We start from the raw sequence: 22,218 nt of genomic DNA on the forward strand, positions 1-22,218 counted from the left end.
TTATTTACGGTTGGCCAGCATGGCGGTCAGTTTTTCTGCCCAGGCTTTCGTTTCCGGTAAATCACATACCGGCTGGCTGTAGTGCCCACGGTTATCCGGCGCGACCGGCGTGGTAGCATCAATAATTAACTTGTCGGTAATCCCCGCCGGACTGGAACCCGGATCAAGCTCCAGCACCGACATATTCGGCAGTTGCACCAGATCGCCCGCCGGATTGACCTTCGAAGACAGCGCCCACATCACCTGCGGCAGGTTGAACGGGTCAACATCCTCATCAACCATAATCACCATTTTCACGTACCCCAGGCCATGCGGCGTCGTCATTGCGCGCAGCCCCACCGCGCGGGCAAAGCCGCCGTAGCGTTTTTTGGTGGAGATAATCGCCAGCAAACCGTGGGTGTACATGGCATTCACCGCCTGCACTTCCGGGAACTCGGCTTTCAGCTGTTGATACAGCGGTACGCAGGTTGCCGGCCCCATCAGGTAGTCAATCTCCGTCCACGGCATCCCCAGATATAGCGATTCAAAAATCGGTTTGGTGCGATAAGAGACTTTATCGATACGTACGACCGTCATATTACGTCCACCGGAATAGTGCCCGGTAAACTCGCCAAATGGCCCTTCGATTTCACGCTTACGGCTTTCAATGACCCCTTCGAGGATCACTTCCGAACCCCAAGGTACGTCAAAGCCGGTAAGCGGTGCGGTAGCGATCGGGTACGGGCTTTCACGCAGCGCTCCCGCCATTTCGTATTCCGACTGATCGTACTTCAGCGGCGTGGCCCCCATCAGGGTGATGATAGGATCGTTACCCAGCGTGATGGCAATCGGCAGATCTTCACCGCGCTCTTCAGCTTTATGCAGATGCAGCGCGATATCATGCATCGGCACCGGCTGCAGGCCAAGCTTGCGTTTGCCCTTCACTTCCATACGATAAATGCCGACGTTCTGTTTGCCGAAGTTGTCCGGATCCAACGGATCGCGCGACACCACGCAGGCTTTATCAAGATAGAAACCGCCGTCACCATCGTTCAGACGAAACAGCGGCAGAATATCAAACAGGTTGATCTCCTCACCATCAACACAGTTTTCAGCCCACGTCGGGTTGGCACGACGCTCCGGTGTAACCGGAAATTTATCCCAACGGCGAATAAACTCATCAATTTGTTTTTTCACCGGCGTATTGGGCGGCAGGCCTAATGAAATGGCATGATTCTGCCATGAGCCGATGGTATTCATCGCCACGCGGGCGTCGGTAAAACCACGAATATTGTCAAACCACAGCGCTGGCGCACCATCACCAATACGTCCGGTCGCGTTAGCCGCCGCAGCCAGATCCGGCTCAGCGTTGACTTCTTCACTGATTTTCAGCAATTGTCCCTGGTCGTCCAGCGCTTGTAAAAAGCTGCGCAAATCATCAAATGCCATTATTCATTCTCCTGTGAAAAATTCTGCGCCTGCCGTAAACCCTGCCAGCGACGGGCGTTTGGATGCTCCAGACCAAACTGATCGAGCACACGCGCAACGATATGCTGAGTGATGTCATCGACCGTTTGCGGGTGGTTGTAAAACGCGGGCATCGGCGGGACCATCGCCACGCCCATGCGGGAAAGTGCGAGCATGTTTTCCAGATGAATAGTGCTGAGCGGCATTTCACGCGGAACCAGAACCAGCTTGCGCCCTTCTTTCAGCACCACATCAGCAGCGCGCCCCACCAGTCCTTCCGCGTAGCCTGCTCGAATACCGGCCAGCGTTTTCATACTGCAGGGGATAATGATCATGCCGTCAGTACGAAACGATCCTGAGGATATGGTCGCTGACTGGTCCGCCGGGTTGTGGCAATAATCGGCCAACGCCGACACATCACGGACGCTGTACGGCGTCTCCAGTTCAATGGTGGTTTTGGCCCACTTTGACAGCACCAGATGGGTTTCTACCCCCGGTATTTCCCGCAGTGCCAACAATAGCGACACACCTAGCGGTGCGCCGGTCGCCCCGGTCATTCCTACAATCAGTCTCATTTCGCCCTCAAATTTGTTCGTGTACGAACATTTTATTAAAATACTCCCTCGATACATTCCGGACAAGAGCACCTCGCACAGATTGCTAAAGCAGCAATGGTTAAACTATGACGCGTTACCCGTTAAGATAGAGACTGACAGATATTCCGGAGCTCTCATGCCGTTAAGAAACACAGCCTTTCACCTTTTACGTCAACTTTTTCAGCAACATACGGCTCGCTGGCAACATGAATTACCGGATCTGACCAAACCGCAGTATGCGGTGATGCGCGCCATTGCCGAGCATCCCGGCATTGAGCAGGTCGCCCTGACCGAAGCCGCAGTCTGTACCAAGGCAACGCTTGCGGAAATGCTGAGCCGGATGGAAAAACGGGAGTTGGTCAGACGTGAACACGACCCGGCAGATAAGCGTCGGCGGTTTGTTTATTTGACCGCGCAAGGAGAAGCATTACTGGCCAGCGCAACCCCGTTAGGCGATAGCGTGGATGATGAGTTTCTGGGGCGATTATCTGATGAAGAACGTGAGCAGTTCACACGTCTGGTGCGTAAGATGATGAACTAATCTGTCGGATGGCGACATAAATGTCTTATCCGGCCTACAAAGTCCGGCTCCCCATAGGCCTGATAAACGCAGTGCCATCAGGCAACAAACATAGAAAAAGGCCAGTCTCAATGAGACTGGCCTTTCTTGATAGAACTTGTGCTTACTCGCGGAACAGCGCTTCGATATTCAGTCCCTGAGTCTGCAGGATTTCACGCAGGCGACGCAGACCTTCAACCTGAATCTGGCGAACACGTTCACGGGTGAGGCCAATTTCGCGGCCCACATCTTCCAGTGTCGCAGCTTCATACCCCAGCAGACCAAAGCGACGTGCCAGTACCTCACGCTGTTTGGCGTTCAGTTCGAACAGCCATTTGACGATGCTCTGTTTCATATCATCGTCTTGCGTGGTGTCTTCCGGGCCGTTTTCCTTTTCATCGGCCAGAATATCCAGCAACGCTTTTTCGGAATCGCCACCCAGCGGGGTGTCTACCGAGGTAATACGCTCGTTGAGTCGGAGCATACGGCTGACGTCATCAACCGGTTTGTCCAGTTGTTCAGCAATCTCTTCTGCGCTCGGTTCGTGGTCCAGTTTATGCGACAACTCACGCGCGGTACGCAGATAGACGTTCAGCTCTTTTACAATGTGAATTGGCAGTCGGATCGTACGGGTTTGGTTCATTATCGCCCGTTCGATCGTCTGGCGGATCCACCAGGTTGCGTATGTTGAGAAGCGGAACCCGCGTTCCGGGTCAAACTTCTCGACTGCACGGATCAGTCCCAGATTGCCCTCTTCAATCAGGTCCAGCAATGCCAGACCACGATTGCCATAACGACGAGCAATTTTCACCACCAGACGCAAGTTACTTTCAATCATGCGACGGCGGGATGCGACATCCCCACGCAGTGCGCGACGCGCAAAATAAACTTCTTCTTCGGCTGTTAACAGTGGTGAATAACCAATCTCACCAAGGTAAAGCTGAGTCGCGTCCAACACACGCTGTGTGGCCCCCTGCGATAACAGCTCTTCTTCAGCCAGGTCGTTATCACTGGGTTCCTCTTCACTCAAGGCTTTTTCATCAAAAGCCTCTACTCCGTTCTCATCAAATTCCGCATCTTCATTTAAATCATGAACTTTCAGCGTATTCTGACTCATAAAGGTGGCTCCTACCCGTGATCCCTAACGGAACTAGCACGTGAAAGCCTGGTTCCGCCGAATTATCGCTGCGGTAAATAACGCAGCGGGTTTACGGATTTCCCCTTGTAACGAATTTCAAAATGCAAGCGTGTTGAACTGGTTCCGGTACTACCCATGGTAGCTATTTTCTGCCCCGCCTTGATTTCTTGTTGTTCCCGGACCAGCATTGTATCGTTATGGGCGTAGGCACTCAGGTAATCATCGTTATGTTTGATGATAATAAGATTACCGTAACCACGCAGCGCGTTACCGGCATAGACGACGCGTCCATCTGCGGTCGCGACAATAGCCTGTCCCTTGCTGCCTGCAATGTCGATCCCTTTATTGCCACCTTCGGTAGCCGCAAAGTTTTCGATCACTTTGCCGTCGGTCGGCCAGCGCCAGGTAGAGATTGGCGAGCTGGTTGACGTTGAGCTTGCAGTTGATTCGGTTGCGCTAACTGCCGGAGCCGTTACAGGCGCTGTGACCACAGTCCCAGCAGGCTTGTTGTTCGGCAACATTTTATTAGCACTTTGTTCACCTGAATCCTCAGAATACGTAATTGTTGGTTTCGAAGCAACAGCAACGGTGGAATTTTGTGCAGGGTTGGTCACAACTCCTTGCTGTGCTGCATCCGCCTGGGTGATGGCATTTCCACCGGTAATCGGTGCGCCAGACGCATTGCCCACTTGCAGAGTTTGACCGACATTCAGGCCATACGGGGCCGGAACGTTATTGCGTTGTGCGAGATCACGGAAATCGTTCCCGGTAATCCAGGCAATATAGAAAAGGGTATCGCCTTTCTTAACAGTATAGGTACTGCCGCCCGTATAGCTACCTTTCGGAATGTTCCCATACTTACGGTTGTACACAATACGACCGTTTTCCATCTGCACAGGTTGTTCCGCAACAGGCTGGATCTGTGTTGACTGTGTGGTCGGACGCTGCACCGGCTGGATCTGCGGCGTTTGCTGTACTGTCGACGTCGAGCCCATTTTTGGTGGAGGCGTAATCAGCATACCGGAATTGGTGTTCGTTGATGCACCGCCATCAACGGAACTGACCGGTGCAGGTGGATTCGAGGTATTTGAACAACCTGCCAGCCATAATGAAACCAGTGACAATGCCGCAATGCGGCGAACGGTAAATTTGTGGCTTCCCGCGCTCATTTATCCCCCAGGAAAATTTGATTAAAACCAGTGACGTAATCACCGTGCAAGGCATCGGACTGGGCACTGGAAACGTGACCACGATACGCTTACTAATTCCAGAATATCCAGGAAAACTCCAGGTATTCAGAGCCTGTATCTACGCAAGCTCCCCTTTTACTAAGGGAACGAAGCGTACGGCCTCCACGGTATCGATAATAAATTCGCCTCCCCGACGACGCACCCGTTTCAGAAACTGGTGCTCGTCACCCACGGGTAAGACGAGAATACCGCCTTCATCCAACTGCATCATCAATGCGGTTGGGATCTCAGGCGGCGCTGCCGTAACAATGATAGCGTCAAACGGGGCTCGCGCTTGCCAGCCTTGCCATCCATCACCATGACGGGTAGAAACATTATGTAAATCAAGCTGTTTAAGTCGACGACGCGCCTGCCACTGCAAACCTTTAATGCGCTCAACAGAGCACACATGGTGCACCAGGTGCGCCAGAATCGCCGTTTGGTAGCCAGAGCCGGTACCAATTTCCAGCACCCGGGACTGTGGCGTTAACTCCAGCAGCTCGGTCATCCGCGCAACCATATAGGGCTGCGAAATCGTCTGCCCCTGACCAATCGGCAGGGCAATATTGTCCCAGGCCTTATGTTCAAACGCCTCATCAATGAATTTTTCACGCGGCACGGCGGCAAGTGCATCGAGAACAAGCTCATCTCTGATGCCCTGCGCACGTAATTGTTCAAGAAGAGTGTGTACGCGTCTGCTTACCATTGCGTGTCGGCTCCCACGCTGTCTAACCAGTCAGAAACAACTTCATGCGCGCCGTATGCGGTTAAATCGACATGCAGCGGCGTGATGGAAACATAGCCTTCATCGACGGCGGCAAAATCAGTATCCGGTCCGGCGTCGCACTTCTCGCCCGGTGGCCCGATCCAGTACAGCGTATTACCGCGCGGGTCCTGCTGTGGTATCACCTGATCTGCAGGATGGCGACTACCGCAGCGGGTGACGCGGATACCTTTAATCTGATCCAGCGGTAAATCCGGCACGTTGATATTCAAAATGCGCCCGGTGCGCAGCGGTTCACGACTCAGCGCCCGTAAGATACGGCAGGTTACTGCGGCAGCAGTATCGTAGTGTTTATGCCCATCAAGTGAGACAGCCAGCGCAGGGAAGCCCAGGTGACGACCTTCCATCGCTGCCGCAACGGTACCGGAATAGATAACATCATCGCCGAGATTAGGACCTGCGTTAATACCAGACACGACAATGTCCGGACGCGGACGCATTAATGCGTTAACGCCCAGATAGACGCAATCGGTAGGTGTACCCATTTGTACGGCGATATCACCGTTATCATAGGTGAACGTGCGAAGTGAGGATTCCAGCGTCAGCGAGTTGGACGCGCCACTGCGGTTACGATCCGGGGCAACCACCTGTACGTCAGCAAACTCACGCAGCGCTTTCGCCAGCGTTTGTATACCGGGTGCGTGAACCCCATCATCGTTACTCAGCAATATACGCATAATCACCCATTGTGTTAATAAGTTCCCTTACAACACTGGTGGCGAAGCTACCTGCCGGTAGCCAGAAACGTAACTCAACGGTTACGTCATCCCACCAGTTCCAGCTTAATTGTTGTGGATACAGCAACATAGCGCGACGCGATGCGTCGACTTTCTCGCGCAATAACAGAAACTGCAGCGCGGTTTCATCAGCAACAGCGGCTTCTTCAAACGCCAGCGCGTCGCGTTGAGTTCCCCACTCACCGCTGCCCGGCAATGCCGCTGTAATCATCAATTCTTTCTCATCGACGCGACGCTGTAATTCAGTTTGTTCTTCCTGTGTGGCGACAAACCAGCTTCCGCGCCCCGATAATTGTAGCGCATCGCCGTCAACAACTTGATTAAAGTCTGTTTTTTTCAGGCGTTCACTGACTATCTGATTAAACAACGCGCTACGGGCCGCCGACAACCAAAAACTGCGTTTATTGCGATCGCGCACCGGCGCATCGCTTTGCGCCCAGCGCAGCGCCCCTTGCAGGTTGCTGCCGCCGATACCAAAACGCTGAGCGCCAAAATAGTTCGGTACGCCGCGCTCGTTAATTGCCTGCAAACGCGCTTCAACATCATTTCGCTCGCTCACTTCACGCAACACCAGCGTAAATTCGTTGCCTTTCAGCGCCCCTAAACGCAGCTTACGCTTGTGGCGCGCGTACTCCAGCACTTTACAGCCTTCAAGCTCAAATTTGCTTAAATCAGGCATCGCATTGCCCGGCACACGCGCACACAGCCACTGTTCCGTGACCGCATGCTTGTCTTTCTGGCCAGCAAAGCTCACTTCGCGGGCATGAATTTTCAGGAATTTCGCCAGCGCGTCAGCCACAAAACGGGTGTTACAACCGTTTTTCAGGATACGCACCAAAATGTGCTCGCCTTCGCCATCGGGTTCGAAGCCTAAATCTTCGACGACGACAAAGTCTTCCGGATTCGCTTTCAGAACGCCATGGCCTTGTGGTTTGCCATGGAGATACGTCAGATCTTCAAACGCAGTCATTTCGTTGCCTTAATGAGTAACGCCACCGCTTCACAGGCAATCCCTTCCCCACGCCCGGTAAAACCGAGTTTTTCCGTGGTGGTCGCTTTCACGTTAACATCATCCATATGGCAGCCGAGGTCTTCGGCAATAAACACACGCATTTGTGGAATGTGCGGCAGCATCTTCGGCGCCTGAGCAATAATTGTCACATCCACATTACCAAGCGTATAGCCTTTGGCTTGAATACGCCGCCAGGCTTCACGCAATAATTCACGACTATCTGCACCTTTAAAGGCCGGGTCGGTGTCCGGGAATAGCTTACCGATATCCCCCAGCGCAGCCGCGCCCAGCAGAGCATCGGTTAACGCGTGCAACGCCACGTCGCCATCAGAATGCGCCAGCAATCCTTTTTCATACGGGATGCGCACACCACCAATGATAATTGGGCCAACTCCTCCAAAAGCGTGTACGTCGAAACCGTGTCCAATTCGCATTATGCCTTCTCCTGATATACACAGCGTCCTCCAGGCAGCCTGAAGGATGATGTATCTAGATAGTTCGGGTCAGATAAAATTCCGCCAGCGCCAGATCTTCCGGGCGGGTGACTTTGATGTTGTCAGCACGTCCTTCGACCAGCTGCGGATGAAAGCCGCAATATTCCAGCGCCGAAGCTTCGTCTGTAATAGTTGCACCTTCGTTGAGTGCACGTGTCAGGCAATCGTGCAATAACTCGCGCGGGAAAAACTGCGGCGTCAACGCATGCCATAAATCGGTGCGATCGACCGTATGGGCGATGTCTGTTCGCCCCGGCTCCGCGCGTTTCATTGTGTCGCGTACCGGTGCGGCAAGGATCCCGCCGGTACGGCTGGACTCGCTGATTGCCAGCAAACGGGCCAAATCATCCTGGTGCAGGCACGGACGCGCGGCGTCATGCACCAGCACCCAACGGGCCTCCCCTGCGGCTTGCAAACCGGCAAGGACAGAATCGGCACGCTCGTTGCCGCCATCCACCACCGTAATTTGCGGGTGCGCAGCAAGTGGAAGTTGGGCAAAGCGACTGTCGCCTGGGCTGATAGCGATGACGACTCGCGTCACCCGGGGATGAGCCAGCAGCGCATCAACCGAGTGTTCAAGAATGGTTTTATTGCCAATAGAGAGGTACTGCTTAGGACACTCTGTTTGCATTCGGCGGCCAAACCCGGCAGCCGGCACCACGGCGCAAACGTCCAATAAAGTGGCTGCCATGTTAAATCCCTGGACGGTTTATCGATTGTTTTGCCCTGCAGTCTGAGCGCGTTTAGACGCGTCAGGCACCAGACGATAAAAGGTTTCGCCCGGCTTAGTCATGCTGAGTTCGTTGCGCGCACGCTCCTCAATAGCCTCTTGTCCGCCATTGAGATCGTCAATTTCGGCAAAGAGCTGATCGTTACGCGCTTTAAGTTTCGCGTTTGTAACTTGCTGCGCAGCAACATCATCGTTGACGCGACTATAGTCATGTATGCCGTTCTTACCGAACCACAGCGAATACTGCAGCCAGACTAATAAAGCCAGCAACAGCAACGTTAGTTTACCCATCCTGCCCCCTGAAAAACGGCATTAATATCCCATAACTTCCGCAGACAACTTTACATCAACGGTCGGGAATGCCGCGACAACGCGGGCAAATGTACCACATTTGCCCGTTGTTACGTATACCCCGTGTAAGGAGAACATAATCTCATTGTTGGTTACGGTTTGAATTATGACCAGAGAGTGAACAACGTCGGCGATTGTTAAATAAAGGCGTTTGCCTAACCCAATAACCATAAAAACAGTGCGCCAAACATCGCCCCAACCACCAGCAGGGTACAGGTAATGCTCAGCAGCAACCTTCCCTTCAATAGCGAGTGCAAGGCAATACCCGCGACAATCGCCACGGGCAGCAACGCGAGGAAAAAGGGCCAGGTATAAATGAAGAAAAACAGTGTATTAGGGCCATACATCAGACACGGGAATCCCAGCGCCAACAACCACGCGATAAAACCGACCACAGCCCCCGGTAGTGACCAGGTGGTTTCGTCGTCGGCGGCGAAGGTATCTGACTCTGTAATAGTAATGTTATGGCTGTTACGCATATCTAATCCTGTGACCGTGACTGACCGGGCATGTGAGCTCGGGTGTCTCAGGATCTGATAATATCTTCCTGCCTCAGCAGGTCTAATAATTGGGGTACCAAATTTGTTACCAATTGTTCACCATCAAGATGAATCTCTGGCGATTCAGGCGCTTCGTATACCGAATCAATTCCGGTGAAATTGCGTAACTCACCCGCCCGCGCTTTTTTATACAGCCCTTTTGGATCGCGTGCTTCACACGTTGCTAATGGCGTATCGACAAAAACTTCAATAAAACGCCCTTCGCCAACTCGCTCACGAACCATTTTGCGCTCAGCGCGATGCGGTGAGATAAAGGCGGTCAACACCACAAGCCCCGCATCCACCATCAGGTTAGCCACTTCACCAACCCGGCGAATATTCTCCTTACGATCGGCATCACTAAATCCAAGATCGCTGCACAAGCCGTGACGCACGTTATCGCCATCCAAGAGATAAGTACTCACCCCCAGCTTATGCAACGCTTCTTCAAGCGCCCCTGCTACCGTGGATTTACCGGAACCAGACAACCCGGTAAACCACAGTACAACACCACGATGACCGTGGCGTTGTTCCCGCTGTTGCGGTGTAACAGGATGGGCATGCCAGACGACGTTTTCGTCATGCAGCGCCATTATTTTCCTCCCAGCAGATCGCGCGCACCCCAGTGTGGGAAGTGGCGACGCACCAGTGCATTAAGCTCCAGCTCAAACGCGCTGAACTGAGAAGCCGCGGCGAGCTCCTGAACAAGTGGCTCACGCACCAGTCCCGCGCCAACGGTAACGTTGGTCAGGCGGTCAATAATTATCAGCCCGCCCGTCACCGGGTTCTGCTGATAGGTATCCAGCACCAGCGGCTCATCAAAGGTCAGATTAACCAGACCGATGCCGTTCAGCGGTAGCGCTTCAACGTCACGTTGGGTCAGGTTGTTTATATCGACCTGATATTGCACGCTATCAACGCGTGCGCGGGTCTTCTTGCCTGCGACTTTGATGTCGTAGCTTTGTCCAGGCGACAGCGGTTGTTCCGCCATCCAAACCACATCAATGGCAGCGCTTTGAACCGCCGGCAACGCCTCACCGGCATCAAGTAACAGGTCGCCCCGGCTGATATCGATCTCATCTTTCAGCACCAGGGTGATCGCTTCACCTGCATGCGCTTCCTGTAAATCGCCATCAAAGGTCACGATCCGCGCTACGCTGGACTCAACGCCGGACGGCAGCACTTTGACGCGCTGCCCGACCTTCACGCTACCGGAGGCCAGCGTTCCGGCATAACCACGAAAATCCAGATTCGGTCGGTTCACATACTGCACCGGGAAGCGCATCGGCTGAGTATCAATACTGCGCTGGATCTCAACGGTTTCCAGCACTTCCAGCAGCGTCGGACCGCTGTACCACGGCATACTGGCGCTTTGCGAAGCCACGTTATCGCCTTCCAGCGCAGAGAGCGGCACAAACCGGATATCCAGGTTGCCCGGCAGTTGTTCAGCAAAAGTAAGATAGTCTTCGCGAATACGGTTAAATGTCTCTTCGCTAAAGTCCACCAGATCCATTTTGTTGATCGCCACCACCAGGTGTTTGATCCCAAGCAGCGTGGAGATAAAGCTGTGACGACGAGTCTGATCCAGCACACCTTTACGCGCATCGATCAATAGGATCGCCAGGTCGCAGGTCGACGCACCGGTCGCCATGTTACGGGTGTACTGTTCATGTCCGGGTGTGTCCGCAATAATAAATTTACGCTTCTCGGTAGAGAAATAACGGTAAGCCACGTCGATGGTGATGCCCTGCTCGCGCTCGGCCTGCAAGCCGTCAACCAATAACGCCAGATCAAGCTTTTCGCCTTGAGTGCCGTGACGTTTACTGTCATTGTGCAGCGATGAAAGCTGGTCTTCATAAATCTGACGCGTGTCGTGCAGCAGGCGACCAATCAGGGTGCTTTTCCCGTCATCCACGCTACCGCAGGTTAAAAAGCGCAGCAGACTTTTGTGTTGCTGGGCAACCATCCAGGCTTCAACGCCGCCTTCATTAGCAATTTGTTGTGCAAGTGTCGTATTCATGGCGGCTCCTTAGAAATACCCCTGACGTTTCTTCAGCTCCATGGAGCCCGCCTGGTCGCGGTCAATCACGCGGCCCTGACGTTCACTGGTAGTTGAGACCAGCATCTCTTCGATAATTTCCGGCAGCGTCTGCGCATTCGACTCCACCGCGCCTGTCAGTGGCCAGCAACCGAGCGTACGGAAACGTACCATGCGTTTTTTAATCACTTCCCCGGGTTGCAGATCGATTCTGTCGTCATCAATCATCATCAACATGCCGTCGCGTTCAAGCACCGGACGCTCCGCCGCCAGGTACAGTGGCACGATGTCAATGTTTTCCAGCCAGATGTACTGCCAGATATCCTGTTCGGTCCAGTTGGAGAGCGGGAAGACGCGAATACTTTCGCCTTTGTTAATTTGTCCGTTGTAGTTGTGCCACAGCTCCGGGCGCTGATTTTTAGGATCCCAGCGATGAAAACGATCGCGGAAAGAGTAAATACGCTCTTTGGCACGCGATTTCTCTTCGTCACGACGAGCACCGCCAAACGCGGCATCAAAACCGTATTTATTAAGCGCCTGCTTCAGCCCTTCGGTTTTCATAATGTCGGTATGCTTGGCGCTGCCGTGGACGAACGGGTTGATGCCCATCGCCACCCCTTCCGGGTTTTTATGCACCAGCAGTTCGCAGCCGTAGGCTTTCGCCGTACGGTCACGAAACTCGTACATTTCGCTGAATTTCCAACCGGTATCAACGTGCAGTAATGGGAACGGCAGCGTGCCAGGATAAAACGCTTTACGCGCCAGATGCAGCATTACGCTGGAATCTTTGCCGATGGAATACATCATCACCGGATTAGAAAACTCGGCGGCCACCTCACGAATGATATGGATGCTTTCCGCTTCCAGTTGCCGCAGGTGGGTAAGTCGTTTTTGATCCATAACCGTTCCTATGTAATGCCGTTATTTTGCTAACGATGCTCAGATAACCTGACTATAGGGAGGGCAAGAGGGCGAATGAAATTACGAATTGGAATGAGTAGTTCCTCAAAGGAATAACGATCCGGAAAAGCAAATATCAAAAAGTGCTTAAGCTACCGGATTTCGGGCATTTAGGAGCAAATGAAATTGTTTTACCTCGATCACAGTTTCATACTAGCGGCTGAAAATTTCTGCTTGGTATTTAAGGACTCATTATGTTTTCCGCAACGCGCCACCTTATTGCTGCCATGGCGCTCGGCGCGTGTTTTATCCTTCCTGCACAGGCAACATCCTCCAAACCTGGCGATATCGCAAATACCCAGGCTCGATATATCGCAACGTTTTTCCCGGGCCGCGTGACGGGATCTCCGGCTGAAATGTTATCTGCTGATTATATACGTCAGCAATTTCAGCAGATGGGCTACAGCAGTGATATTCGGACGTTTAATAGCCGTTATGTTTATACCGCCAAAGATAACCGTAAAAACTGGCATAACGTAACGGGAAGCACCGTTATTGCAGCACATGAAGGCAAAGCGCCGCAGCAGATTATTATTATGGCGCACCTCGACACCTACGCCGCACAAAGCGATGCCGATTCAGATGCCAATCTGGGTGGATTAACCCTGCAAGGGATCGACGACAACGCTGCAGGTGTTGGCGTGATGCTGGAACTGGCGGAAAAACTCAAAGACGTGCCGACGCAGTACGGCATCCGATTTATCGCCACCAGCGGCGAGGAAGAAGGCAAACTGGGCGCGGAGAACATCCTGAAGCGAATGAGCGCCGCCGAGAAGAAAAACACGCTGCTGGTTATCAACCTCGATAACCTGATTGTCGGTGATAAGCTCTATTTCAACAGCGGTAAGAAAACCCCGGAAGCGGTGCGAAAACTGACGCGCGACCGGGCACTGGCTATCGCGCATAGTCGCGGCATTGTAGCCAGCACCAATCCAGGCCTGAACAAAGACTATCCGAAGGGAACAGGATGTTGTAACGATGCGGAGGTCTTCGACGACGCGGGTATTGCTGTGCTCTCCGTTGAAGCGACCAACTGGAACCTGGGCAAGAAAGATGGCTACCAACAGCGCGCCAAAAGCGCCTCGTTCCCGTCTGGCAACAGCTGGCATGATGTGCGACTGGATAACCAGCAGCATATCGATAAAGCCTTACCGGGCCGGATAGAGCGCCGTAGCCGCGACGTAGTACGCATTATGCTGCCGCTGGTAAAAGAACTGGCGAAAGCAGGTAAATCCTGAAGAAGAAGCCCGGTAATAAGTAAACGTTACCGGGCTTTTAACAGTTAGCCTTCGTGCAGCCCGCACTCTCTTTTCAGCCCAAAGAACCGCGTCTCTTCTTCCGCCATTCCCGGCTCCCATTTGCGGGTGGTATGGGTATCGCCGACTGACAGATAGCCCTGATCCCACAGTGGATGGTACTTCAGACCATGCTTTTGCAGATACTGGTAAACCGTACGGTTGTCCCAGTCGATGATCGGCAGAACTTTAAACACACCACGCTGAATAGCCAGCACCGGTAAATGCGCACGACTGCCCGATTGCTCACGGCGCAGACCGGCAAACCAGGTCTGCGCGTTCAGCTCCAGCAATGCCCGGTTCATCGGTTCGACTTTGTTGATGTCATTGTATTTTTCAATGCCCTCAACGCCCTGCTCCCACAGTTTGCCATAGCGCGCTTCCTGCCAGGCCGCACTTTCCTTCGCCCGGTAGACTTGCAGATTAAGCTTGAGCTTGTCCGTTAACTCGTCAATAAACTGGTAGGTTTCCGGGAACAGATAACCGGTATCGGTGAGGATCACCGGGATATCCGGGCGAACCTGATTTACCAGGTGCAGGCTCACTGCCGCCTGAATACCAAAACTTGATGACAGTACATATTCGCCAGGCAGGTTTTCCAGCGCCCACGCCACGCGATCCTCGGCGCTCAATTTTTCCAGTTGGTCGTTGGTTTGCGCCAACGCCATAACACGTTCAACTTTCGGCAGTTCGTTCAACGCGTTGAGATCGAGTTTGGACATAAGTTCCTCACTGTTTGCCTTGCCTGATGGCGCTGCGCTTATCAGGTCTGCCGATTCAGCAGACCCGATAAGTCAATTTCACATTATTCCCAGAAATCCCGGGCAGGATCGAGCACCGGGCGAATAATGCCCGCACGCACCGTAAAGTCACCGAAGCCTTCACCCGCTTCGCGCTCTTTCGCCCAGCGCCCAATCAGTTCATCCAGCGATGCCAGAATTTCCGGCTCGGTGATGTTCTCTTTAAACATCCGGGGAATGCGAGTTCCAATACGGTTGCCCCCTAAATGGAGGTTGTAACGTCCGGGCGCTTTCCCCACCAGACCAACTTCCGCCAGCATCGCGCGGCCGCAACCGTTCGGGCAGCCAGTCACACGCATGACAATATTTTCATCACTCAGGCTGTGCTTCGCCATCAGCGTGTCGATGTTGTCGATAAACGTTGGCAGGAAGCGCTCGGCCTCCGCCATCGCCAGCGGACAGGTTGGGAACGACACGCAGGCCATCGAGTTTTCACGCTGCGGAGTGACCGCATTCATTAAGCCACTCTTCTGCGCAATCTTCTCGATCTTCGCCTTTTCACTCTCAGGAACACCTGCAATGATCAGGTTCTGGTTCGCGGTAATACGGAACTCACCTTTGTGGATCTTCGCGATCTCAAGCAGACCGGTTTTCAACGGACGGCCCGGATAATCCAGGATACGGCCGTTTTCAATAAACAGCGTCAGATGCCATTTATTGTCGATCCCTTTCACCCAGCCGATACGATCGCCGCGACCGGTGAACTCGTACGGGCGGATAGGCTCAAACTTGATCCCCGCGCGGCGCTCAACTTCAGCTTTAAAGGTCTCAACGCCTACGCGTTCCAGCGTGTATTTGGTTTTGGCGTTTTTACGATCGGTACGGTTACCCCAGTCACGCTGAGTCGTCACCACCGCTTCCGCCACAGCCAGCGTATGCTCAAGCGGCAGATAACCAAATTCGCTTGCCGTCCGGGCGTAAGTTTTCTTATTGCCATGCTCAATGGACAAACCGCCGCCCACCAGCAGGTTAAAGCCCACCAATTTGCCGTTTTCCGCAATCGCCACGAAGTTCATGTCATTGGCATGCAGATCGATGTCGTTCTGCGGTGGGATCACCACCGTGGTTTTAAACTTACGCGGCAGATAGGTTTGACCGAGGATCGGCTCCTCGTCGGTGGTCGCAACTTTTTCCTGATCAAGCCAGATCTCTGCATAGGCGCGGGTGCGCGGCAGCAGATGTTCGGAGATCTTTTTCGCCCACTCGTAGGCTTCGGCGTGCAGCTCAGATTCATACGGGTTGGAGGTACACAGCACGTTACGGTTCATATCGTTGGCGGTCGCCAGTGCGTCCAGGCCGACGGAGTGCAGCATCTGGTGTACCGGCTTAACGTTCTTCTTCAGAATGCCGTGAAACTGGAAGGTCTGACGGTTGGTCAGACGAATGCTGCCGTAAATAGTGTTGTCATGGGCGAACTTGTCGATCGCCTGCCACTGTTTGGTGGTGATCACTCCACCCGGCAGACGACAGCGCAGCAGCATCGCGTGACGCGGCTCCAGCTTTTGCTCGGCACGTTCGGCGCGGATATCGCGGTCGTCCTGCTGGTACATACCGTGAAAACGGATCAGCAGGAAGTTGTCGCCTTTAAACCCGCCGGTCAGGCCGTCGTTTAAATCTTCGGCAATGGTACCGCGCAGATAGTTGCTTTCCAGCTTCATACGCTCAGCGTCGGACAGTTTGCCTTCGACCACCAATGGTCCTGGATGTTTTTCGCTCATTAGTAGACATCTCGCTGATAACGGCGCTCAATGCGCAGCTCACTTAAAAATTCATCCGCCGCTTCGATATCCATACCACCGAATTCGGCAATCACTTCCAACAACGCCTGCTCAACGTCTTTCGCCATACGATTGGCATCGCCGCAGACATAAATGTGGGCACCGTCGTTAATCCAGCGCCACAGTTCCGCGCCCTGTTGGCGCAGTTTATCTTGTACGTAGACTTTTTCTTTTTGATCGCGGGACCAGGCGAGATCGATACGGCTCAGTACGCCCTCTTTGACGTAACGCTGCCATTCCACCTGATACAAGAAATCTTCGGTAAAGTGCGGGTTACCGAAAAACAGCCAGTTTTTGCCTTCGGCTCCATCAGCCGCACGCTGCTGCATGAAAGCACGGAACGGTGCAATTCCCGTACCCGGGCCAATCATAATCACCGGCGTCTGCGGGTTTGGCGGCAGGCGGAAATTGTCGTTGTGTTCAATGAACACGCGGACTTCACCTTCTTCTTCCACGCGGTCGGCGAGGAAACTGGAAGCACCACCAGCACGGGCGCGACCTTCTATCTCATAACGCACCACGCCCACGGTGACGTGCACTTCGCTTTCCACTTCCGCCTGAGAAGAGGCAATGGAGTACAAACGCGGCGTCAACGGACGCAGAAGATCAACTAACGCCTGAGCATCCAGTTGCGCCGGGGAGAAGCGCACCATATCGACGATGGGCGTGGTGGCGGCATAATGCTGCAACTGTGCTTTGTCACCCACTAACGGCAGCAATGTTTCGCTGCGGGTTAAGGTGGCATAGTTCTCCACGATATTGCCGGTATTCACCGTCAGCTCGAAGTGCCACTGCAACGCTTCAGCGAGCGACAAGGTTTTGCCTTCAACCGTCACCGGTTCATCACCTTTCAGCCACAGCAGTTCAACCAGTTCTTTAACCAGATCCGGGTCATTCTGATACCAGACGCCCAAGGCATCGCCCGGCTGATAACGCAGGCCGGAATCACCTAAATCAATTTCAATATGGCGTACGTCTTTTTCAGAGTCACGGCCGGTGATTTTCTGATTCACCGCAAGCGACGCCGTCAGCGGTGCTTCTTTGGTGTACGGACTGGTGTGTACTTCATTTACCGCACCGCTCGCTGCAACCTGTACAGACGGTGCAGCAGGCGCGCGCGCTTTCAGCACCTCAACCAGACGCGCGCGCCATTCGGCGGCGGCGGCCTGGTATTCCACGTCGGCATCGACGCGGTCAAGCAGGCGCTCACCGCCCAGCTCGGCCAGCTTGCTGTCGAAGTCTTTCCCGGCCTGGCAGAAGAATTCATAGGAGGTATCGCCAAGGCCCAGCACCGCAAAGGCGGTATCGGTCAGCTTCGGCGCTTTTTTCGAGAACAGGAACTTATGCAGCGCCACGGCTTCTTCAGCCGGTTCACCTTCCCCCTGCGTCGACGCCACCACGATCAGCAGTTTTTCATTGGCGATTTGTTTGAATTTATAGTCGCCAGCGTTGATCAGAGTGACGTTGAGCTTCGCGGCGATCAGATCATCGCGCAGGGCTTCCGCCACACGACGCGCATTACCGGTTTGCGAGGCGGAGATAAGCGTAATGCCAGGCATTTCAGCGACAGGCGCAAGCGCCGCTGCATTGCTACCAGGCTGCTGATTCAGCACGCCCCAAAAATAGCCAGAAACCCACGCAAGCTGTGCGGGAGTGAAATCGGTCGTGGCAGCCTGAAGGCGTGCCAGTTGCTCCGGGTTTAGCGGTAGCAGAGCGGAAGGTGGGGCCTGTGTCGTCATGCGTTGTCATGTTCCAGTAAGCAAAGCTGTTTTTCGCGCCCAAATGGCACCAAAAAAAGAAATGAAAATACTCTAAATAATTCGAGTTGCATGAAGGCGGCAAGTGAACGAATCCCAGGAGCTTACTGAAGTAAGTGACTGGGATAAGAGAGTGAAGCCAACGCACATGCAGCTCGAAGTATGACGAGTATTAGGTTAACGGCGGGCATAGTAACAACTAAAGAAGGGATAGAAATAACAAATAACCAAATGGACTAACCTGTTTTAGTTATAGTCATTAACGACAAAAACGATTTAATAACTATATGATATATAAATAGTTATCAAACATTAACAGCGTAAATATGACGTTCTGATGCTTAGCGCCCTTTTAACTAATGATAAAAATTGTGCTTTACGGTACCCTACGGCGGTTTTTCGCATTCTTGAGAGTAAATAATGTCCACCACCTTGTTTAAAGATTTCACCTTCGAAGCCGCTCACCGCCTGCCGCACGTACCGGAAGGGCATAAGTGTGGCCGCCTGCATGGTCACTCATTTATGGTGCGTCTTGAAATTACCGGTGAAGTCGATCCGCATACCGGTTGGATCATGGATTTTGCTGAGTTAAAAGCCGCGTTTAAGCCGACTTACGACAGACTCGATCACTACTATTTGAACGATATTCCTGGCTTAGAAAATCCAACCAGTGAAGTGCTGGCCAAATGGATTTGGGATCAGATTAAACCTGTGGTCCCTCTGCTAAGTGCTGTAATGGTGAAAGAAACCTGCACAGCAGGCTGCGTGTACCGCGGCGAGTGATTGTAGCCTTGCCGGATGGCAATGCGTCTTATCCGGCCTGCGACGAGCAACAAACTCTGGCCGGGTAAGCGAAACGCTCCCGGCACAGTTATCAGGCAATATTCAGATATTTATGGGTTTGCATCGACAGACGCCAGTTGCGCGCAATACAGGTATCAATACACAAACGCGTCGCATCTTCTTTCTGGCTGATTGGCTGTAAGGCGATGATTCGTGGTTTGTCGTCGCTCAACGTCGCCAGCAGTTCATCCAGCGCTTCAATATCGCGAACGCGACCAACCGGATGTTTGATTTCATTCGCGCGCTCCAGCGCCTGCGACAGCACATCATAACCGCCACGCATATTTACCTTCGGCGATACGGTCACCCAGGTATTCGGCGTACAGCGTACTTCGTGGGTACCACTAGTTTCAATCTGGCAGCTAAAGCCGTTCTTTTCCAGCAGGTCAGTCAGCGGCATCAGGTCATGAATGCAGGGCTCGCCGCCGGTGATCACCACATGACGGGCGGTATACCCCTGACGCGAAATGACCGCCAGCAGATCCTCACTGCTCGCCGCCCCCCATTTGTCGCTTTCTTTGGTCTTGGCCAGGATGCTGTACAGGGAGACTTCCCGATCCTCAAGCTTATCCCAGGTGTGTTTGGTATCGCACCAGGCACAGCCAACCGGGCATCCCTGTAAACGAATAAAAATGGCGGGGACGCCGGTAAAGTAACCCTCACCTTGCAGGGTCTGGAACATCTCGTTAATCGGGTACTGCATAGCGCTCTCAATATGGGGATAAACGATAATTATCGCAGATCCCCGCCAAAGTATCATGCCCCATCGATGCTTTACGAGGCGATCGCCGCGACAAAGCGTGCCGTTATCTGCTGCGGACGCGTGATTGCGCCACCAACCACCACGGTATGGGCACCTAATTCCAGGCATCGTGCGGCACGTTCCGGAGTATCGACGTTTCCTTCTGCCACGACAGGTACGCTGACCGCCGCCAATACCTCACGTAAAAAACCGCAGTCGTTTTCCGCCAGCACATGCCCGGCAGTGTCAGCGGTATAGCCGTAGAGCGTGGTGCCCACGCAGTCAAAACTCAGACGCTCAGCTGTCACCGCTTCGTCTATGGTGGCGATATCCGCCATCAGCAGCACAGACGGGTAGCGAGCGCGGATTTGCATAACTAATTCTTCCAGCGTTTGTCCTCCTGGGCGCGGGCGCGCTGTCGCATCCAGAGCAATAATCTCCGGCTCAACGGTCATTAGCTCATCCACTTCCTTGAGGGTGGCCGTGATAAACACATCGCTACCCGGATAATCGCGCTTGATAATCCCAATCACCGGCAGGGAGACGCTCTCTTTGATCGCGCGAATGTCCACCACGCTGTTCGCACGAATACCTACAGCACCTCCCTGCGCTGCCGCCAGCGCCATACGCGACATAATAAACGGACTGTGCAGGGGCTCATTTTCCAGCGCCTGGCAGGAGACGATTAATTTACCTTTCAGGGAATCCAGTACAGTTTTCATTACGATAAGATCTCTTCGACTTCGTTTTTGATGATGGTGACATGCGGGCCATAAATCACCTGAACCCCGTTGCCGCGAATAATTACGCCACGCGCTCCGGTCGCTTTCAGCGCCGCTTCATCGACCTTGCTACTCTCTTTTACCGTCACGCGCAGACGTGTGGCGCAACAGTCCACCTCTTCCAGATTCTCTTTACCTCCCAGTCCGGCAATCACAGCCGCAGCACGCTCACTTTGCGGCAGGCCGGATTCAGTCGGTGCTGCGTTTTCACGACCAGGCGTCAACCAGTTAAAGCGGTTAATCAAATAGCGGAAGGTGAAGTAGTAAAGGAAGAACCACGGGATCCCCACCATAGGGACGTACATCCAGTTGGTTTTAGCTTCCCCCTGTAGCACACCGAAGAGGAGGAAATCGATAAGCCCACCCGAAAAGGTTTGCCCGATGGTGATATGTAAAATATGCGCCATCATAAACGCCAGACCATCGAAGAAGGCGTGAATGATGTATAACACAGGTGCGACAAACAGGAAGGAGAACTCGATAGGCTCAGTGATCCCCGTCAGGAAAGAGGTCAGGGCCGCCGACAACAGCAGTCCGGCGACAAGCTTTCTGTTCTCTGGTTTTGCAGTATGGTACATCGCAAGACATGCGCCAAGCAGACCAAACATCATGGTGATAAAGCGCCCGGACATAAAGCGCGAGGTGCCCGCATAGAACTGCTGCGTATTCGGATCGGCAAGTTGCGCGAAGAAAATACGCTGCGTACCTTCAACCAACTGGCCGTTGACGATTTCACTCCCGCCAAGCGCTGTGGTCCAGAACGGTAAATAAAAGATATGGTGTAACCCCAGTGGGCCAAGCATACGCAGGATGAAGCCGTACAACAGCGTACCCAGATAACCGGTCGCATCCACCAGACCACCCAGTCCAAAAATGAGTTTCTGGAAATGCGGCCAAACCACCGTCATGACCGCACCCACTACAATCGCGGCAAGGGAGCTAATAATCGGCACAAAGCGCGAACCGCTGAAGAAACCAAGGAACTGAGGTAGCGAAACTTTATTGAAACGGCTATGCAGCGCGCAGGTGACAAGCCCAATCACCACCCCACCAAATACGCCTGTTTCCAGCGTCTGAATACCCAGCGTCATCCCCTGGCCTACGGCACCGGGATTCTCGCGCGCCAGCGTTCCGTTGAGTGTCAATAAAGCGTTGATGGTGGCGTTCATCACCAGAAATGCCAGCAATGCAGCAAGCCCGGCGGTGCCTTTGTCCGTTTTCGCCAGTCCTACTGCCACACCCACCGCAAAAAGCACCGACAGGTTGGCAAACACAATAGAACCTGCGCTGGTCATGATCGTGAAGATTGCCTGTAACCAGTCAACGTCCAAAAACGGATACGCCGTCAATGTGTTTGGATTCGACAGCGCACCGCCAATCCCTAACAACAGCCCCGCAGCGGGCAGTACCGCAATCGGCAGCATGAACGATTTGCCGAACCGCTGTGCCTTTTCAAACCAAGCGCCCGATGAGGCGCCGCTAAACATTTGCATCATTTTTTCATCTCCCCGATTAATGATGAAAATTTTTACCATATTTACTTTTATAAATGAAAATTATCATCAAAAACCAGGAAGCCGATCATACTTTTTTAAAATGACTGGCATC

23 protein-coding genes are annotated in these 22,218 nt (G+C 53.3%); 3 read left to right on the forward strand and 20 right to left on the reverse strand.

What is annotated here, in order from left to right; genetic code table 11:
- Entirely contained in the window at window positions 1-1,428 is a 1,428-nt protein-coding gene (locus tag E6P06_RS22475; protein ID WP_003034198.1) for a non-oxidative hydroxyarylic acid decarboxylases subunit C, read from the reverse strand.
- Window positions 1,428-2,021, reverse strand: coding sequence for a non-oxidative hydroxyarylic acid decarboxylases subunit B (locus E6P06_RS22480; RefSeq protein WP_003840320.1), 594 nt, complete (start codon window positions 2,019-2,021; stop codon window positions 1,428-1,430). The genes E6P06_RS22475 and E6P06_RS22480 overlap by 1 nt, the downstream gene beginning before the upstream one ends.
- Window positions 2,022-2,178: 157 nt before the next feature.
- On the opposite strand from E6P06_RS22480, the gene E6P06_RS22485 reads away from it, so the two are divergent.
- A complete protein-coding gene (locus E6P06_RS22485; RefSeq protein WP_032938341.1) occupies window positions 2,179-2,583 on the forward strand; it encodes a MarR family winged helix-turn-helix transcriptional regulator in 405 nt (134 codons plus the stop codon).
- Between the two features lie 142 nt (window positions 2,584-2,725).
- Here the strand turns inward: E6P06_RS22485 and rpoS are convergent, their stop codons facing one another.
- From rpoS to cysD, 12 genes are all read right to left on the reverse strand, one after another.
- Window positions 2,726-3,718: an RNA polymerase sigma factor RpoS gene (gene rpoS, locus E6P06_RS22490; protein WP_000081498.1), complete on the reverse strand. Its 993-nt coding sequence runs from the start codon at window positions 3,716-3,718 to the stop codon at window positions 2,726-2,728.
- 62 nt (window positions 3,719-3,780) lie between these two features.
- Window positions 3,781-4,863, reverse strand: a complete 1,083-nt coding sequence (gene nlpD, locus E6P06_RS22495) for a murein hydrolase activator NlpD (protein ID WP_223232897.1) — start codon at window positions 4,861-4,863, stop codon at window positions 3,781-3,783.
- Between the two features lie 184 nt (window positions 4,864-5,047).
- Entirely contained in the window at window positions 5,048-5,674 is a 627-nt protein-coding gene (locus E6P06_RS22500) for a protein-L-isoaspartate(D-aspartate) O-methyltransferase (protein WP_003034172.1), read from the reverse strand.
- Entirely contained in the window at window positions 5,668-6,429 is a 762-nt protein-coding gene (gene surE, locus E6P06_RS22505) for a 5'/3'-nucleotidase SurE (RefSeq protein ID WP_003825728.1), read from the reverse strand. Before surE ends, E6P06_RS22500 begins: the two co-directional genes overlap by 7 nt.
- Window positions 6,410-7,459 carry a tRNA pseudouridine(13) synthase TruD gene (gene truD, locus E6P06_RS22510; protein ID WP_057102023.1) on the reverse strand — a complete coding sequence of 350 codons (1,050 nt, stop codon included), beginning with the start codon at window positions 7,457-7,459 and terminating at the stop codon, window positions 6,410-6,412. Before truD ends, surE begins: the two co-directional genes overlap by 20 nt.
- Entirely contained in the window at window positions 7,456-7,935 is a 480-nt protein-coding gene (gene ispF, locus E6P06_RS22515) for a 2-C-methyl-D-erythritol 2,4-cyclodiphosphate synthase (RefSeq protein WP_003034167.1), read from the reverse strand. Before ispF ends, truD begins: the two co-directional genes overlap by 4 nt.
- A 55-nt stretch (window positions 7,936-7,990) precedes the next feature.
- On the reverse strand, window positions 7,991-8,686 hold the full coding sequence (gene ispD / locus E6P06_RS22520) for a 2-C-methyl-D-erythritol 4-phosphate cytidylyltransferase (protein ID WP_003840328.1): 696 nt from the start codon (window positions 8,684-8,686) through the stop codon (window positions 7,991-7,993).
- Window positions 8,687-8,704: 18 nt separating this feature from the next.
- Window positions 8,705-9,016, reverse strand: a complete 312-nt coding sequence (gene ftsB, locus E6P06_RS22525; protein WP_139935744.1) for a cell division protein FtsB — start codon at window positions 9,014-9,016, stop codon at window positions 8,705-8,707.
- 215 nt (window positions 9,017-9,231) lie between these two features.
- On the reverse strand, window positions 9,232-9,555 hold the full coding sequence (locus E6P06_RS22530) for a DUF3561 family protein (RefSeq protein ID WP_003034160.1): 324 nt from the start codon (window positions 9,553-9,555) through the stop codon (window positions 9,232-9,234).
- A 47-nt stretch (window positions 9,556-9,602) separates the two neighbouring features.
- Window positions 9,603-10,208: an adenylyl-sulfate kinase gene (gene cysC / locus E6P06_RS22535; RefSeq protein WP_003034157.1), complete on the reverse strand. Its 606-nt coding sequence runs from the start codon at window positions 10,206-10,208 to the stop codon at window positions 9,603-9,605.
- Window positions 10,208-11,635 (reverse strand): sulfate adenylyltransferase subunit CysN, encoded by a 1,428-nt coding sequence (gene cysN / locus E6P06_RS22540; protein WP_044713391.1) that lies wholly within the window; start codon window positions 11,633-11,635, stop codon window positions 10,208-10,210. Before cysN ends, cysC begins: the two co-directional genes overlap by 1 nt.
- Before the next feature lie 9 nt (window positions 11,636-11,644).
- Window positions 11,645-12,553, reverse strand: a complete 909-nt coding sequence (gene cysD, locus E6P06_RS22545) for a sulfate adenylyltransferase subunit CysD (RefSeq protein ID WP_003034152.1) — start codon at window positions 12,551-12,553, stop codon at window positions 11,645-11,647.
- Window positions 12,554-12,807: 254 nt separating this feature from the next.
- Here cysD and E6P06_RS22550 point away from each other — a divergent pair, with 254 nt between their 5' ends.
- On the forward strand, window positions 12,808-13,851 hold the full coding sequence (locus tag E6P06_RS22550) for an aminopeptidase (RefSeq protein ID WP_032938348.1): 1,044 nt from the start codon (window positions 12,808-12,810) through the stop codon (window positions 13,849-13,851).
- A gap of 44 nt (window positions 13,852-13,895) precedes the next feature.
- On the opposite strand, the gene cysH is transcribed toward E6P06_RS22550, so the two are convergent.
- From cysH to cysJ, 3 genes are all read right to left on the reverse strand, one after another.
- Window positions 13,896-14,630 (reverse strand): phosphoadenosine phosphosulfate reductase, encoded by a 735-nt coding sequence (cysH, locus tag E6P06_RS22555; RefSeq protein WP_032938355.1) that lies wholly within the window; start codon window positions 14,628-14,630, stop codon window positions 13,896-13,898.
- 83 nt (window positions 14,631-14,713) lie between these two features.
- Window positions 14,714-16,426, reverse strand: coding sequence for an assimilatory sulfite reductase (NADPH) hemoprotein subunit (gene cysI, locus E6P06_RS22565; protein WP_003034148.1), 1,713 nt, complete (start codon window positions 16,424-16,426; stop codon window positions 14,714-14,716).
- Window positions 16,426-18,225 carry an NADPH-dependent assimilatory sulfite reductase flavoprotein subunit gene (cysJ, locus tag E6P06_RS22570; RefSeq protein WP_139935745.1) on the reverse strand — a complete coding sequence of 600 codons (1,800 nt, stop codon included), beginning with the start codon at window positions 18,223-18,225 and terminating at the stop codon, window positions 16,426-16,428. The genes cysI and cysJ overlap by 1 nt, the downstream gene beginning before the upstream one ends.
- A 438-nt stretch (window positions 18,226-18,663) precedes the next feature.
- On the opposite strand from cysJ, the gene queD reads away from it, so the two are divergent.
- The gene (gene queD, locus E6P06_RS22575; protein WP_003034142.1) at window positions 18,664-19,026 is read left to right on the forward strand and encodes a 6-carboxytetrahydropterin synthase QueD; all 363 of its coding nucleotides are present in this window, start codon (window positions 18,664-18,666) and stop codon (window positions 19,024-19,026) included.
- Between the two features lie 91 nt (window positions 19,027-19,117).
- Here queD and queE read toward each other — a convergent pair whose 3' ends face one another.
- The 3 genes from queE to E6P06_RS22590 all read right to left on the reverse strand — a co-directional run bounded on the left by queE (window position 19,118) and on the right by E6P06_RS22590 (window position 22,106).
- Window positions 19,118-19,789: a 7-carboxy-7-deazaguanine synthase QueE gene (queE, locus tag E6P06_RS22580; RefSeq protein WP_003034139.1), complete on the reverse strand. Its 672-nt coding sequence runs from the start codon at window positions 19,787-19,789 to the stop codon at window positions 19,118-19,120.
- Window positions 19,790-19,860: 71 nt separating this feature from the next.
- Window positions 19,861-20,550, reverse strand: a complete 690-nt coding sequence (locus E6P06_RS22585) for an N-acetylmannosamine-6-phosphate 2-epimerase (protein ID WP_139935746.1) — start codon at window positions 20,548-20,550, stop codon at window positions 19,861-19,863.
- Complete coding sequence (locus E6P06_RS22590) at window positions 20,550-22,106, reverse strand: maltose/glucose-specific PTS transporter subunit IIC (RefSeq protein ID WP_139935747.1); 1,557 nt, start codon at window positions 22,104-22,106, stop codon at window positions 20,550-20,552. Before E6P06_RS22590 ends, E6P06_RS22585 begins: the two co-directional genes overlap by 1 nt.
- Window positions 22,107-22,218 lie beyond the last annotated feature (112 nt).

This window comes from Citrobacter sp. CF971 (assembly GCF_006385635.1).
Taxonomy (GTDB): Bacteria; Pseudomonadota; Gammaproteobacteria; order Enterobacterales; family Enterobacteriaceae; genus Citrobacter; species Citrobacter freundii.